The sequence below is a fragment of the Pedobacter sp. AW31-3R genome (genome assembly GCF_052180285.1).
Lineage (GTDB): Bacteria > Bacteroidota > Bacteroidia > Sphingobacteriales > Sphingobacteriaceae > Pedobacter.
In genome coordinates, this window is record NZ_CP197475.1 from 1,196,768 (window position 1) to 1,212,392 (window position 15,625).

The 15,625-nt window shown below is 45.0% G+C and carries 15 protein-coding genes and 1 riboswitch; of the genes, 12 read left to right on the forward strand and 3 right to left on the reverse strand.

What is annotated here, in order from left to right; translation table 11 throughout:
• Positions 1-18 precede the first annotated feature (18 nt).
• Both ACSBL2_RS04995 and ACSBL2_RS05000 read right to left on the reverse strand, forming a co-directional pair.
• The gene (locus ACSBL2_RS04995; RefSeq protein WP_442590567.1) at positions 19-852 is read right to left on the reverse strand and encodes a sulfite exporter TauE/SafE family protein; all 834 of its coding nucleotides are present in this window, start codon (positions 850-852) and stop codon (positions 19-21) included.
• Between the two features lie 6 nt (positions 853-858).
• Complete coding sequence (locus tag ACSBL2_RS05000) at positions 859-1,512, reverse strand: FadR/GntR family transcriptional regulator (RefSeq protein WP_442590568.1); 654 nt, start codon at positions 1,510-1,512, stop codon at positions 859-861.
• A gap of 232 nt (positions 1,513-1,744) precedes the next feature.
• Positions 1,745-1,832, forward strand: a riboswitch (TPP riboswitch).
• A 62-nt stretch (positions 1,833-1,894) separates the two neighbouring features.
• On the opposite strand from ACSBL2_RS05000, the gene thiS reads away from it, so the two are divergent.
• The 6 genes from thiS (at position 1,895) to thiH (ending at position 7,282) form a co-directional block, all read left to right on the forward strand.
• Complete coding sequence (thiS, locus tag ACSBL2_RS05005; protein WP_442590569.1) at positions 1,895-2,098, forward strand: sulfur carrier protein ThiS; 204 nt, start codon at positions 1,895-1,897, stop codon at positions 2,096-2,098.
• A gap of 31 nt (positions 2,099-2,129) precedes the next feature.
• Positions 2,130-4,013, forward strand: coding sequence for a phosphomethylpyrimidine synthase ThiC (gene thiC, locus ACSBL2_RS05010; RefSeq protein WP_442590570.1), 1,884 nt, complete (start codon positions 2,130-2,132; stop codon positions 4,011-4,013).
• Positions 4,014-4,015: 2 nt separating this feature from the next.
• On the forward strand, positions 4,016-4,594 hold the full coding sequence (locus ACSBL2_RS05015; protein ID WP_442590571.1) for a thiamine phosphate synthase: 579 nt from the start codon (positions 4,016-4,018) through the stop codon (positions 4,592-4,594).
• A 56-nt stretch (positions 4,595-4,650) separates the two neighbouring features.
• The gene (locus ACSBL2_RS05020) at positions 4,651-5,310 is read left to right on the forward strand and encodes a thiamine phosphate synthase (protein ID WP_442590572.1); all 660 of its coding nucleotides are present in this window, start codon (positions 4,651-4,653) and stop codon (positions 5,308-5,310) included.
• Between the two features lie 81 nt (positions 5,311-5,391).
• Positions 5,392-6,156 (forward strand): thiazole synthase, encoded by a 765-nt coding sequence (locus ACSBL2_RS05025; RefSeq protein WP_442590573.1) that lies wholly within the window; start codon positions 5,392-5,394, stop codon positions 6,154-6,156.
• The gene (thiH, locus tag ACSBL2_RS05030; protein WP_442590574.1) at positions 6,149-7,282 is read left to right on the forward strand and encodes a 2-iminoacetate synthase ThiH; all 1,134 of its coding nucleotides are present in this window, start codon (positions 6,149-6,151) and stop codon (positions 7,280-7,282) included. The genes ACSBL2_RS05025 and thiH overlap by 8 nt, the downstream gene beginning before the upstream one ends.
• A gap of 160 nt (positions 7,283-7,442) precedes the next feature.
• Here thiH and ACSBL2_RS05035 read toward each other — a convergent pair whose 3' ends face one another.
• On the reverse strand, positions 7,443-7,958 hold the full coding sequence (locus tag ACSBL2_RS05035) for a hypothetical protein (RefSeq protein WP_442590575.1): 516 nt from the start codon (positions 7,956-7,958) through the stop codon (positions 7,443-7,445).
• 134 nt (positions 7,959-8,092) lie between these two features.
• Between ACSBL2_RS05035 and ACSBL2_RS05040 the strand changes: the two genes are divergently transcribed.
• The 6 genes from ACSBL2_RS05040 (at position 8,093) to ACSBL2_RS05065 (ending at position 15,578) form a co-directional block, all read left to right on the forward strand.
• A complete protein-coding gene (locus ACSBL2_RS05040; RefSeq protein ID WP_442590576.1) occupies positions 8,093-9,373 on the forward strand; it encodes an NAD(P)/FAD-dependent oxidoreductase in 1,281 nt (426 codons plus the stop codon).
• A gap of 190 nt (positions 9,374-9,563) precedes the next feature.
• Positions 9,564-10,892 carry a cytochrome ubiquinol oxidase subunit I gene (locus ACSBL2_RS05045; protein ID WP_442590577.1) on the forward strand — a complete coding sequence of 443 codons (1,329 nt, stop codon included), beginning with the start codon at positions 9,564-9,566 and terminating at the stop codon, positions 10,890-10,892.
• A 2-nt stretch (positions 10,893-10,894) separates the two neighbouring features.
• The gene (locus ACSBL2_RS05050) at positions 10,895-11,914 is read left to right on the forward strand and encodes a cytochrome d ubiquinol oxidase subunit II (RefSeq protein WP_442590578.1); all 1,020 of its coding nucleotides are present in this window, start codon (positions 10,895-10,897) and stop codon (positions 11,912-11,914) included.
• A 165-nt stretch (positions 11,915-12,079) separates the two neighbouring features.
• A complete protein-coding gene (locus tag ACSBL2_RS05055) occupies positions 12,080-12,697 on the forward strand; it encodes an HAD family hydrolase (RefSeq protein ID WP_442590579.1) in 618 nt (205 codons plus the stop codon).
• A gap of 79 nt (positions 12,698-12,776) precedes the next feature.
• Positions 12,777-13,979, forward strand: a complete 1,203-nt coding sequence (locus ACSBL2_RS05060) for a DUF763 domain-containing protein (RefSeq protein WP_442590580.1) — start codon at positions 12,777-12,779, stop codon at positions 13,977-13,979.
• A 168-nt stretch (positions 13,980-14,147) separates the two neighbouring features.
• Positions 14,148-15,578: a glycoside hydrolase family 30 protein gene (locus ACSBL2_RS05065; RefSeq protein ID WP_442590581.1), complete on the forward strand. Its 1,431-nt coding sequence runs from the start codon at positions 14,148-14,150 to the stop codon at positions 15,576-15,578.
• Positions 15,579-15,625: the final 47 nt, after the last annotated feature.

Consider the following 15,625-nt stretch of genomic DNA (forward strand, 5'->3'; position numbering starts at 1 on the left):
CGATGAATAGGTTGAATATTAGAATTTATGGTGAAAACCATTGTAAATCATGTTTAATGCAATCATGGTAATGGCGATGCTGAAAATAATCTTCAGCCATTTCACATTGATGCGCATCAGTAATTTAGATCCTGTAAATGCACCGGCGAGAACACCAATGATGACAGGGAATGCCAGTCCGGGATCAATATATCCCCTTTGCAGATACACGACAGCACTTGCTGCTGCGGTTACGCCGACCATGAAATTACTTGTTGTGGTGCTCACCCGGAAAGGTACCCGCATGGCACTGTCCATTGCAAGGACTTTTAAAGCTCCGGAACCTATCCCCAGAAGTCCTGATAAAACACCGGCAATGGTCATGATCGAAAATCCACCCCCAATATTTTTTAAATTATAAGAGACGATACCCTCTTTTGTCGGGTAACTGCCATTCAGTTTCAGGATATAGGAAAGCTTACTTCCTTCCGCAAGTGCGCCTTCGTGTTTTTTCCTTAAAGTCATGGCCGCAGAAAAAATGAGCATGACGCCAAAGAGAATAGCAACGATGTTTACCGGGGTATAAATAGCGAGGATAGCACCCACTACCGCCCCGGCGGTGGTGGCAATTTCAAGGAACATACCAAGTCTCACATTGGTGATCCCTTCTTTTACATAGGCACTTGCCGAACCGGAAGAGGTGGCAATAGAGGCGACCAGGGCGGCACCAATGGCATAACGGATATCTACATGGAACACAAGTGTTAAGAGGGGAATGATCACTACGCCACCGCCCAGACCGGTAAGTGAACCGGCTAAACCGGCAAGGTAAGCACCCAATAAAAGAATAATGGTGAAAGTTAAAATAGTCATGATATATTAATAATTGTTGTCTAAAATATGTTGTATAAAATGGATGGCCGATTCTTCGTCCCGCAAGGCAATAGCCTGGGCGAGCTGTTCGTGCAAGTGCTGGCTCTTTGCGAAATGAGCGATGGTCTGGTCTTCTCTTTTGGAGAAGAAGCTTTTGATCACTTTGGTGAAACTCTGGTAAATATCTGCAAGAATGGTGTTGCCTGAAGCTTTGGCAATCGTGATATGGAATTCAATATCCGTATCTGCACATCTTTTCTCAGCATTTGCCTCCACTGCATCATTTCGCTTCCGGAGCAGCTCTTGCATCAGCTGCAGTTGTTCAGCTGTCCTGTGAATGCAGGCAAGGCGGACGATTTCTTTCTCCATTAAAGCCCTGACGGCATTTACCTCCTCGAAATCGGCTCTTCTCAGGCGCTGATTTAAGGTTTCATCCTTAACTTTTGAGGCGACAAAGGTGCCTGATCCCTGTTGTACCCGCAGAATCCCTGAGATGGCAAGGGTTTTTATCGCTTCCCGGATCGTCGATCTGCCCACCTGATACAAGTCCATCAACTCCGGCTCTGAAGGAATTTTCTCCCCCTTTTTCAGTCGCCCGCCCGCAATATCATTTTTTATCGCGATGATCACTTTATCTGATAATTTCTCTTTTGTTTTCATGAGTTTCTACATTCCTCCAAAATGTGTTATATAATCCTGTTAAGCCTTATTTTGTGATAACCTTTATCCGGTCAGCACCCGTATAGCTGCTTATAAACATCTGATGTTTCAAAGGTGGTAATTAAATTTAAACATCAGATGTTTGTATGTTGATTGTGACAAAGAAAAGACTGTCCTCCGGGCTTTAAAAAAATAAATATTTCTTTTTTTAATAAAAATAAGATAGGTTTACAAAAAACTTTAGGGGTGCCTTGTGCTGAGATATACCCTTTGAACCTGATGCAGTTAGTACTGCCGAAGGGAAAAGTAAGGCCAATACCTGCTATTGGTTTTTCATTCCTTATTACAGGCCATTCCTATCGTTTGCTAAAAAATGAAAAGAATGGAAATTACTGTAAACAATCAAACTTATGTTGTTCATCCCGGCTGTTCCCTAAGGGAATTGCTTGCTGTTTTATCGCAGCATGCAACCGGAGGAATGGCCATGGCTGTCAATCATGCTGTGATTGCTAAAACACTTTGGGAGGACTATTTCCTTCAGCCAGGCGACCAGGTCATGCTCATCAAAGCTACCCAGGGAGGCTAATATTCCCCTTCAACCTATAAAACCACATCACATGAAAGTAGAAAAAACTCCCAACCAGGAAGTCATCAGCAGAACCCCCTTCCCGGCATCACGTAAAATTTTTGTCAGGGGCGAAATACATGACATCCGTGTCGCCATGCGCGAAATCAGTCTCACGGAGACAAAAATCCACAATGGGTTTGGCTTAACGGAGAAAAATACTCCGGTAACGGTATATGACACCAGTGGTCCTTATACCGATCCGGATGCAGACATAAATGTCAAAGCAGGTTTACCCAGATTGCGTGAGTCCTGGATTACAGGAAGGGAAGACGTGGAAAAGCTGGACAAGATCACTTCAGCGTACGGGGCGAAAAGACTGGCTGATCCGGCATTGAATCATCTCCGTTTTGGCTTTCAGCACCAGCCGTACCGGGCACGTCAAGGCGCAAATGTCACCCAACTGCATTATGCCAGAAAAGGAATCATTACTGCGGAAATGGAATATATCGCCATCCGGGAAAATCAGCGGATCGACCTGTTGAATGAACAACTGGGAGCACAGGCTGAGGTAATGAACCACCAGCATAAAGGACATAGTTTCGGAGCCAATACCCCCAAAGGATACATTAGCCCGGAATTTGTACGGCAGGAAGTTGCCAGTGGCAGGGCGGTGATCCCGTCGAACATTAACCATCCGGAGCTGGAACCGATGATCATCGGGCGTAATTTCCTGGTAAAGATCAATGCCAATATTGGGAATTCGGCAGTCACTTCCAGTATTGAAGAAGAAGTAGAGAAAGCCGTATGGGCATGCCGCTGGGGTGCAGATACCATCATGGATCTTTCCACAGGGAAAAACATTCATGAAACCCGGGAATGGATCATTAGAAATTCACCTGTTCCGATAGGAACTGTCCCTATTTACCAGGCATTGGAAAAGGTAAATGGGAAAGCTGAAGACCTGACCTGGGAATTGTTCCGCGATACGTTAATTGAACAGGCAGAACAGGGGGTGGACTATTTTACGATCCACGCCGGCGTATTGCTCAGGTATATTCCTCTCACTGCAAAGAGAGTCACCGGCATTGTATCCCGTGGGGGCTCAATCATGGCAAAATGGTGTCTGGCGCATCACCAGGAAAGCTTTCTTTATACCCATTTCGAGGAAATTTGTGAAATCATGAAAGCATATGATGTTTCCTTTTCACTAGGCGACGGATTGAGGCCGGGATGTATTGCCGATGCCAATGATGAGGCACAATTTGCGGAGCTGAAGACCCTTGGGGAACTTACCAAAATTGCCTGGAAGCATGATATCCAGACCATTATTGAGGGGCCGGGACATGTGCCGATGCACCTGATCAAAGAGAATATGGAGAAGCAGCTGGAGTATTGTTCAGAGGCTCCTTTTTATACGCTGGGACCATTAACGACAGACATCGCACCGGGCTATGACCATATCACTTCTGCCATTGGGGCCGCTATGATCGGTTGGTTCGGTACGGCCATGTTGTGTTATGTCACCCCCAAAGAACACCTGGGACTTCCGAATAAAAAGGACGTAAAGGATGGGGTAATTACCTATAAAATTGCGGCACATGCTGCGGACCTGGCAAAAGGTCATCCTGGTGCCCAGTACAGGGATAATGCATTGAGTAAAGCACGTTTTGAATTCCGCTGGGAAGATCAGTTTAACCTGTCGCTCGATCCGGACACGGCAAAAGAGTTTCATGATGAAACCCTGCCGGCGGATGGAGCAAAGATCGCTCATTTCTGTTCCATGTGCGGACCGAATTTCTGTTCCATGAAAATTACGCAGGATGTAAGGGAATACGCCGCAAAACAGGGCGTAGAGGAATCGGATGCCTTAGCGAGGGGCATGCAGGAGAAATCGCGCGAGTTTGCGGAAAAAGGCAGTGAAATTTATCTGTAACAATGGAACTGATCGTGATTTCCAGGCCCGGTTACTTTAAAGGTGAAGCCAGTCAGATCAACCGGTTATTTGAAAATGGGATGGAATTGCTGCATCTCAGGAAGCCGGAAAGTCACCCGGCAGATTTCAGGAAATTACTGAAGGGAATATCACCTGATTATATGGGAAGGATAGCCATTCATCAGCACCATGACCTGGCAGCCGAATTTAACCTGCGCCGTTTTCATTATCCTGAACGACTAAGGCTGCTCAGCAGTCACCAGATGCTGGAACAACTTCAGCAGGAGGGATTTATACTGAGCAGCTCTATTCATGATTTAAAAGCCCTTCAGGAGCTGAAATATATGGCCTATGTTTTTTATGGCCCGGTGTTCAACAGTATTTCAAAACCAGGGTATAAAAGTGTTGTTGCCCCGGATTTTCGTTTACCGGAAAGGGGAGAAGAGCAACCTAAAATCATTGCCCTTGGAGGAGTTAAGGTAGAGCGGTTGGAAGAACTCAGGAACATGAATTTTGACGGTGCTGCATTCTTGGGTGCTGTATGGGAAAACGGTATGGGAAAATCAGGGGGAGAAGCATAAAGCGTGAAAGATAGCCTCCTAAAGAATCAACTCATAAAGAATAAAACGATAAAGAAATGATTGACAAGATACAAATTGACCGGTTACATTATATCTCCCGGTCGGCTGAAGACGGATCACATCTGACCTCCATCGAACGTGTACTCCATGGAGGGGCCAGTTGGGTTCAGTTGCGTATAAAAGAACAGCCGGAAGCAGAGGTATTGCGCATCGCTAAGCAAGCGGTAGATTTATGTCAACAGTATAAGGCCAAACTGATCATTAACGATTACCCTAAAATTGCCTTGCAATCCGGTGCCTACGGGGTGCATTTAGGGCTGGATGATATGCCTATTCCTGAAGCAAGGGCATTGTTGGGTAAGGCCAAATGTATAGGAGGAACGGCCAATACCTTCAATGATATCCTGCGTAGGGCAGAAGAGGGTGCAGATTATATCGGCCTGGGTCCCTACAGGTTCACGCAGACCAAGAAAAATTTAAGTCCCATTCTGGGCATAGCAGGATACCAGGAGATTATGGAACAAATGAAACAAGCAGGGATAACTATTCCGGTAATTGCCATTGGTGGGATTGAACCGGAAGACTTGCCCCTCCTTCTGGACACCGGTATACATGGTGTTGCCGTTTCCGGAGCACTCGATGCCCGGAATGAACAAAGTAAAAGGATTGAAGCATTCTATCAGCAGTTGACTACTTCCCTGATCGTTCCCCAGTAGATGAGCTGGTCTGGAAAAGATCAAGCCATGATATCAGGTGATATCTGGATTATAAACCCATAAACCGATAAAAACAGGCATATGTTAAAAATAGCAGATAAAATATTTGGCTCCAGGTTATTTACCGGGACAGGAAAATTCAGTTCAGTGGCACAAATGGAAGGTGCTTTACTGGCCTCTGAATCTGAACTCGTTACTGTAGCCTTAAAAAGAGTAAACATCAACGATGCAGAAGATGATATGTTGCTTCGTCTGAAACATCCACATATCGGTTTACTCCCGAATACCTCCGGTGTCCGTACGGCGAAGGAAGCTGTTTTTGCCGCTCAGCTGGCAAGGGAAGCTTTGGAAACCAACTGGATCAAACTGGAGATCCATCCAGATCCGAAATACCTGATGCCTGATCCGATTGAAACGCTGAAAGCAACAGAAGAACTGGCGAAAGCAGGTTTTATTGTCCTGCCCTATATCCATGCAGATCCTGTATTGTGTAAACGGCTGGAAGAGGTGGGGACGGCTGCGGTGATGCCCCTGGGTTCGCCAATAGGCAGCAATAAAGGACTTCGGACGATAGATTTCCTGGAAATTATTATCAGTCAGAGTACTGTACCTGTCGTTGTAGATGCCGGTATAGGTTCTCCTTCAGATGCTGCCAAAGCCATGGAGATTGGTGCCGATGCAGTGCTGGTCAATACAGCTATTGCTGTTTCCAATGATCCTGTGGCCATGGCTATTGCCTTTAAAATGGCTGTTGAAGCAGGGCTAATGGCTTTTGAGGCACGGTTGGGCGCTATTTATTCACAGGCTGTAGCCAGCAGTCCTTTAACCTCTTTTCTCGATGACTGATCCCTTCACTAACCAGACCGATACATTTACTAAGTTATTTGATACCTATAACTGGGAGGAGACCAGTAAAGGTATCTATGCAAAGACCAGTGCTGATGTAGAACTGGCTTTAAGCCGTAGCAAAAGGACACTGGAAGATTTTAAAGCGCTGATTTCCCCTGCTGCCGCACCTTACCTGGAACAAATGGCCAGGTTGAGTCAGCAGCTGACGCGGAAAAGATTCGGTAATGTGATACAATTATATGTACCCTTATACCTTTCCAATGAGTGCAATAACATTTGTACCTATTGTGGTTTCAGCTTTGACAATAAGGTAAAGCGGAAAACCTTGTCACCGATGGAAATCATGCAGGAAGTGGCGGTATTGAAGGCCATGAACTACGACCATGTGCTGCTGGTGACCGGGGAAGCCAACCAGTCTGTTCATACTGACTATTTTAAAAAGGTATTGGAATTGATTAGGCCCCATTTTGCCAATATCTCTATGGAAGTGCAACCCCTGGATGTAGCAGATTACCAGGAACTCAGCCCCTACGGCTTGCATACTGTACTGGTCTACCAGGAAACCTACCATCGGGCTGACTATAAAAAACACCATCCAAAAGGAAAGAAATCCAATTTCGAATACCGGTTGGAAACACCGGACAGGTTAGGAGAGGCCGGAATCCATAAAATGGGTTTGGGGGTATTGATTGGTTTGGAGGACTGGCGGACAGATTCTTTTTTTACGGCATTACACCTGAGTTACCTGGAAAAGAAATACTGGAGAAGTAAATATAGCCTGTCCTTTCCGCGGTTGCGTCCCTTTAGCGGGGGACTCGAGCCTAAGGTGGAAATGAACGACCGGGAGCTGGTGCAGCTCATCTGTGCTTACCGTTTATTCAATGAGGAACTGGAGTTATCCATTTCCACACGGGAGACTGAAATTTTCAGGGACCATATCGTGAATTTTGGGATTACGGCAATGAGTGCAGGTTCAAAAACCAATCCTGGTGGATATGCCGTTGCCCCGGAATCCTTAGAGCAATTCGAGATTTCTGACGAACGTAGTCCGGAAATTATTGCGGGTATGCTCAGGCAAAAAGGGTATGAGCCTGTTTGGAAAGACTGGGAGAAATATTTTTAATCCCTTGTAATTGGATGTTAAACTTTTATTTGGGCCTTATGCTTGTATGTAGAAGTAGCTTATCTAGCAGTAGCAATTGCATTTAGAGTGAACACTTGTATTTGGAAGTATCACATTTCTAGCTTATTGTAATAAAGCCCCACCTGGTCGTCATTCGGTCCTATTTAGGCATAACAATGGGCCTGCGTAAAAAGAAATAATCTTCCGTATGTGCAGCAAACTCCTGGAAACTTTCAGATCCTTCTATTCCTTCCGGAAGTTTCTTGAAATTTTCAGGAGTAATAAATCTCCAGGTCACTCCATCATTACCCTGTACCGAAAGGACTTCAATAGGAAAATAAAGCACAAATTCCTGTAAGAACTGTTGTTTACATGCCGTCCACTCGCTGGTACTTCCCAGGTTACGGGGCCAGGTATATAACTTATGGGCTTCCAGGCTTCTGCCATTTTCATCGATATAAACCGACTGTTTCAAGATCAGGTCGCTCAGTTTCACTGCGGCAGGGATATCCCCTCTAAAACCGCCTTTATTTGCTGCAACCACGATAGCTTTGGCCACAATAAAAGGAACACTTGAACCGCTATTTTCCACCACGGAGAGCTGATCAATAAACACATATTTACCTTTTTGAAGTAATTCAGGGGGATTTATTTCTTCAGTTTTTTCTTTTAACATGATTAATTTCATTTATCGTAAAAAGCCGTTGGCAATATAGGAAATATCGTCATTTATGACAATATGGTGTGGGATAATTTAAAACTTTGCGGGATATTTAGCGTTTAATAATTCTAAATAAGCCTGCTTTCAGCATGAATGATATAAATAAGAAAAAAATAGTTATAGTAGGCGGAGGATTTGCTGGCGTAAATCTTGCTAATCAATTAGCTTCCCACAATGCTTTTGAAGTTGTCCTGGTAGACAAGAACAATTACAATTTCTTTCCGCCATTATTGTATCAGGTAGCTACCGGTTATCTGGAAACGTCAAATATCAGTTATCCTTTCCGTAAACTGTTCAGGGGTAAAGAGAATATCACCTTTAGAATGGGGGAATTGCAGGAAGTCATGCCTGAAGAGAAAAAACTTCTTCTTTCTACAGGACAAATAAATTATGACTATCTGGTATTCGCAACAGGCTGTATCACCAATTACTTCGGCATCAGAAGTGTGCAGCAAAATGCCATTCCCATGAAAACCGTAGCTGATGCTTTGTCCATGCGTAATACTTTATTGGAAAGACTGGAAAGGGCATCGAGAGAAACGGACCCTGCCAAACGTAAAAAACTTCTTACCGTGGTAGTTGCTGGTGGCGGACCAACAGGTGTAGAAATTTCGGGGATGTTTGCCGAGATGAAAAAGAATATCATTGCCAAAGATTACCCTGAACTGAAAGGTTCAAAGGGCGAGATCTATCTTGTAGACGGGTTGAAATCTGTTTTGGCTCCAATGACAGAGAAGTCGCAGAAATATACCCATGAGATGCTGACCAAAATGGGGGTTAAAATAAAGCTGAACAGCATGGTAAAAGATTTTACCAATGATACCGTTTATTTTGCTGACGGGGATAGCATTGAGGCGAAAAGCCTGATCTGGGCAGCAGGGGTGACAGCCATTGCTTTCAATGGATTGCCTGAAGAGGTTTATGGAAGAGGTAAAAGAATGATCGTTGATGAATTCAATAAAGTCATCGGTCAGGAAGATATTTATGCCATTGGTGATACCTGTCTGCAGACCACGGATAAAGATTTCCCGCAGGGGCATCCACAGGTGGCACAGGTAGCCATACAGCAGGGACAAAATCTGGGTAAGAACCTCATCAACGACCTGAAGAGCCAATCATGGAAACCTTTTCACTACCATGACAAAGGTTCAATGGCAATTATTGGTAGAAATAAAGCCGTCGCTGAGTTGCCCAAACCAAAAGTATTTTTCAGTGGATTCCTCGCCTGGGTCATGTGGATCTTTATTCACCTCTTGTCACTGATCAACTACAGGAACAGGTTGAAAACATTGTACAACTGGACTTCGGCATACTTTACGCAGGATCAGGCATTACGCTTTATCGTACGACCTGCAAGTAAAAGGACCTGATTTGTTTCAGTATCCTTTCTCCGGATTCCGGGAATAGAAATCATATCAATCCTGAAGGGACATCCTGAATAAAGGTGTCCCTTTTTGTCCTTATACATTCCCTCTGCGAGGAAATAAAAATTACAATTTATAGGCAAATTAAATTTGGTTACCTGCATCATCCTAAGCCATAACTATTACTTTTGCCTTTATGGATGATTTCTTAGCCGCGCGACTCCAAATGGCCTTTTCCTTAGGCTTTCACATTGTTTTTTCCTGTATCGGGATGGTCATGCCATTCTTCATGTGTACTGCCCATTACCTATGGCTTAAAAAGAAAAAAGCTGTTTATCTCGATGTGACAAAAGCATGGAGTAAAGGGGTAGCGATCTTCTTTGCCACCGGTGCTGTATCAGGAACCGTACTCTCTTTTGAACTGGGCCTGCTATGGCCGAAATTCATGGAACATGCGGGACCGATATTCGGAATGCCCTTTTCCTTGGAGGGAACAGCCTTCTTCATTGAAGCCATAGCCCTGGGTTTTTACCTTTATGGCTGGAACAGGTTCAATGCCTGGTTCCATTGGTTTACCGGTTTGGTGGTCGGCATCACTGGATTGCTCTCCGGCATATTGGTCGTTGCTGCCAATGCCTGGATGAATAGTCCCGCGGGATTCGACTTCATCGACGGTCAATACCTGAACATTGATCCGGTGAAAGCCATGTTCAACGATGCCTGGTTCTCACAGGCACTGCACATGTGTGTTGCAGCCTTTGTTTCCACAGGTTTTGCCGTAGCAGGTGTTCATGCCCTCATGATCCTCAAAGGGAAAAATGTGGCCTTCCATAGTAAAGCATTTAAAATTGCAGCCGTATTCGCCACTATCGCTGCCTGTCTGCAACCGCTAAGCGGTGATATTTCGGCCAAAGATGTGGCCAAACGTCAGCCTGCTAAACTGGCAGCCATGGAAGCCCATTTCCATACCGAAAAAGGAGCTTCATTAATTATCGGTGGAATTCCCGATACGGCCACAAAGCAAGTCAACTATGCCATAAAAATCCCCAAAGCTTTAAGCTTTATGGCTACAGGCGATTTGGATGCTGAAGTAACAGGGCTGGACCGTATTCCCCAGAAAGACCAGCCACCGGTTGCTGTGGTGCATTATGCCTTCCAGATTATGGTAGGACTGGGCATGGCCATGTTAGGTCTGGCCATTGTTTATTTCATTGCGCTCTTCAAAAAGAAAAACTGGCAGGAGAGCAAATGGCTGCTCTGGTTATTTGTCATTGCCACGCCTATGGGTTACATCGCGCTTGAAGCGGGATGGACGGTAACAGAAGTGGGCAGACAGCCCTGGATTATCAATGGGGTAATGCGCACGGCAGATGCGGTAACGCCTATGCCCGGGATTGCCTATTCTTTCTACCTCTTTACCGGGGTGTATATCTCCCTGGCGATCATTGTAAGCCTTCTTTTATTCAGGCAGATCACCATGGTGGGTAAACTATACGATTCTTCCACAGACAAAAAAATCCAGTAGATATGATTTATGTAGTTATTGTTTTCCTATGGACAGCCATTCTGCTGTATATCTTACTGGGCGGGGCCGATTTTGGTGCAGGTATCATGGAACTTTTCACCTCCAAAAAGAACAGGCACAGAACCCGTAAAACGATGTATGAGGCTATCGGTCCGGTTTGGGAAGCCAACCATATGTGGCTCATTATTGTCATCGTAATCCTCTTCGTGGGCTTTCCAAAAATATATACCACAGTTTCCATTTACCTCCACATCCCGCTGGTATGCATGCTTCTTGGCATCATTGCCCGCGGAACGGCCTTTGTCTTCCGGAATTATGATGCGGTTAAAGATGACATGCAGAAGCTGTATACCCCTATATTCGTTTTGTCCAGCCTGGTGACCCCATTTTTCCTTGGGGTAATTGCGGCAAGTGCCGTGTCGGGTAAAATTGATTTACAGGCCAAAGACTTTCTTTCCGCCTATATCCTGAGTTGGTTCAACTGGTTTTCTATCACTGTAGGCTGGTTTACCATTTCCATCTGTGCTTACCTGGCAACTGTTTTTATTATCGGGGAAACGGATAATGAAGAAGACAGGTTGCTATTCACGCGAAAAGCGAGACGTGTAATCTTCGTTGTCATGGGCGCTGGTGCATTGGTATTCATTGCTGCTTATATGGAAAACATTCCACTGCTGCAATGGATCCTGAGTGATGAGCTGGGGGTAATCGCCATTGTCTCTGCCAGTATTTCTCTGGTGATCATGTTTTTTATGCTGAACCGGAACAAACCCGGATGGCTGCGTTTTCTTGCAGGTTTCCAGGTCACGATGATCCTTTTCGCCGCCACCTACAGTCACTTTCCTGATATTGTGCTCCTGAAAGGCGGTGAAAACCTTTCCCTTCTGGCACATCAGGGAGAATACAAGGCTATTGAAGGTCTTGCCTGGGCTTTAATGATCGGCAGTATTTTTATCCTGCCTGCATTGGGGTACCTGATTTACAGTTTCCAACGGAAAAAAGGAAGTATAAGTGAACATTAAATGTATAAGGGAACATGAAGAAGTGCAATGGGCGTTAAGAAATATCCTACATCAGCATATCCTAACCTCAGCGCCCTGGAAATATAAAGAATAATCAATCATGCTGTTAACGCTCCGTCTTATTCACCAATTTTTGAATTAAATATTAGTATAGCATATAACTTTATGGAACAAGTATCCGATTTTTCGAGATTAAGTAAATTAACAGAAGGAGATTACGAAGCATTTTTATACGATTGTGATGGTACCCTGGCAGACAACATGCCTTTGCACGCAGAAAGTTACGTAGAGGTAGCCAGGGGATACAATTTTAACCTTGATCCGGCAATTATCAATGAGCTGGCAGGATGGCCGATAGTACAGGTCGTGGAAGAAATCAATATCCGTTATCAACTGGCAATGGATCCTCAGGAATTCCGGGTAAAAAAAGCGCAGGTTTTCAAAGAGCGTTTCCTGGAGCAGGTCATGCCAATTACCTATGTCACGGAACATCTTAAAGCCAATGCCGGAAAAGTTCGTATCGGCGTAGTGTCCGGAGGAGACAGGGCAGGCGTTCAGCGTACGCTGGAAGTTATCGGTGTAAGCGATTTCGTGGAAGTATTGGTTTGTGCAGGAGAAACGCCTAAAGGCAAACCATTTGCAGATCCATTTCTGCGTGCTGCGGAATTATTGGGGGTAGACCCCAAGAAATGCCTGGTATTTGAAGATGGTATTCCAGGGGTAAAGGCTGCAGAGGCAGCAGGGATGCACTGGGTACGTATTGATGAGTTTAAATTTGGTTAAGCCGGAATCCGGGCCATAATTTAAAAGTATTATCTTTAAGCGTACCTCTTTGTAAGATTAGGCGAACACCTTTGTAAAAATGAAAAGATCGGGAACAGCAGATTTACCTTTACATTATGGCCATATTCCCAAATGGCTGTCCGAACGTATGTCGCGGCTCGGCTTTGCCATCACCGAAGCCATTATTGCTGAATACGGCACTGCTGAAGTCCTGAGGAGGTTAAGCGACCCTTTCTGGTTTCAGAGCCTTGGTGCGGTGATGGGAATGGACTGGCATTCCTCCGGCATCACGACCTCCGTCATGGGTGCCCTTAAAAGTGCCATCAACCCCCATTCAAAAGAATTGGGTATTTATATCTGTGGAGGTAAAGGAAAATCTTCCCTGCAAACCCCAAAGGAACTTTTGTTTTACAGCGACCGGAACGGATTGGATGGAACTGAACTGGTGCGCTGCAGTAAACTGAGTGCAAAAGTTGATAATACCGCTTTGCAGGATGGCTTTCAACTGTACATGCACAGTTTCATTGTTAATGCTGACGGACTGTGGACGGTCGTGCAGCAGGGAATGCAAAACCAGGGATCTACTGCCCGGCGGTATCACTGGCATTCCTCCGGTATGCAATCCTTCGTAGAAGATCCGCATACGGCTATCTGCGGCATCAATCAGGGGCCTATCCTGAACATGGTAGCCAAAGAAGCCTTGCCGTCGCGAAATGCGGTATTGGCGATGGGAAAAGAAAATCCCTCACGTATGCTTGCTGAAGTACAACAGCTGGTGATGCCCAAACACCATGATGTCCGTGCAAAGGATGTCGACCTGAAGCGTCTGGGTGCCATGCTTTGGCTGACCCATGAAAAACAGCCTTCAGACTTTGAGGAACTGTTGCTCCTGGAGGGAATGGGACCAAGAACCCTGCAGTCGATGGCCCTGGTCAGCGAAGTGATTTATGGTACACCTTCCCGTTTTAAAGATCCGGCGCGTTTTTCCTTCGCCCATGGCGGTAAAGACGGACATCCCTTTCCTGTGCCTATAAAAGTATATGATGAAACCCTGACTGTACTTTCCAAAGCAGTACAAAAGGCTAAAATTGGGGAAAGCGATAAACTACATGCCATTCAGCAATTAAGTGAACTTTCCCGGCGCGCAGAAAAAGATTTTACACCAAACAATAATTTCGAGGAACTTCTTGAAAAGGAGCGCAATGCGTCCTGGAAGTATGGAGGTAAAACGATTTTTGGTGAGGCAAAACCGCCAAAAGAAGGGCAACTGTCCTTATTTTAGCCTGATATTTTTCTACCTTAGCCGGTATACATCACTGCTTCTACAGCGTTCTTTATAGAAGTAGAAATTAAACAACAAGTGAAACCACCATGATTTTTCAAATCACACAAAAGGGGTGAATACAAATTCATGACGGCTTCATGATCGTTAAAAAACAATTATATACTGATGAAAAAAATTTATCTTCTTGCCCTTCTCCTTCCTTTTGGACAGGGCGTAATGGCACAGCAAAAACAGTCTTCAGCTACCGTATATACTACCGCTGAAGGTTCAGACCTTCGCTTGTCAAAAAATGCAACACTTCAATTTACAGACCTTAATCAGCCGCTGGAAACACAGGTATGCATATTTGTAGACCCTGCGCGCACTTTCCAGACCCTGGTAGGGATCGGCGGGGCCATTACCGATGCTACGGCAGAAACCTTCGCCAAATTGCCTAAAACGGCCCAGCAGGAACTGCTCACTGCCTATTATGATACCCAAAAGGGAATTGGTTTCACACTTGCGCGGACAAGTATCCACAGCACAGACTTTTCGAGCGATAGCTATACCTATGTGAAAGAAAATGATGCGGAGCTGAAATCCTTCAATGTAAAGCACGATGAAAAATACAGGATCCCGATGATCAAACAGGCCATCGCAGCTGCAGGCGGTCAATTGCCAATGTTCGTGAGTCCCTGGAGTCCACCGGCATGGATGAAAACCAATAACAGCATGCTCAAGGGAGGGAAGTTGAAACCTGAATTCAGACAAAACTGGGCAAATTATTATGCAAAATTCATCAAGACTTACGAGTCTAAAGGGATGCCAATCTGGGGGCTTACTGTGCAGAATGAGCCAATGGCTACACAGACCTGGGAATCCTGTGTATTCACAGCTGAAGAGGAACGTGATTTTATCAAACAATTCTTAGGTCCGACTTTACAAAAAGAAGGCTTGAGCGATAAAAAACTAATTGCCTGGGACCATAACCGTGATCAGGTATACCAAAGGGCAAGTACCATCTTAAACGATCCCGAAGCAGCGAAATATGTATGGGGGATTGGTTACCACTGGTATGAAACATGGACTGGCAGCGGAATGTTATTCGATAACCTTAAGCTGGTTAAACAAGCCTTTCCGGATAAAGAACTTATTTTCACCGAAGGCTGTGTAGAGAAATTCAACCTCGACAGTGTGAACAACTGGTCGCTTGGAGAACGTTATGGGTATTCCATGATCAATGACTTTAACAGTGGTACAGCAGCCTGGACTGATTGGAATATGTTGCTTGATGAAAAAGGTGGACCCAACCATGTCGGTAATTTCTGCTTTGCTCCGGTACATGCAGATCTTAAAACAGGGAAACTGATCTATACCAATTCCTATTATTACATGGGACACTTCTCTAAATTCATTAAGCCGGGTGCAAAAAGAATTGTAAGCTCTTCTAACCGTGATCAATTGCTGACCACAGCTTTTGTTAACCCTGACGGGAAACTGGCTGTAGTCGTGATGAATAAATCGGATGAAAAGCTTTCCTACAATTTATGGATCGCTGGTAAGGCCGCAGAAACGGTGAGCTTGCCACATTCCATTGCGACGATTATAGTGGAGTAATTCCAGTCCTGTTTCTGTCAATAGCAAAGGCTGCGTAATGTACGTGG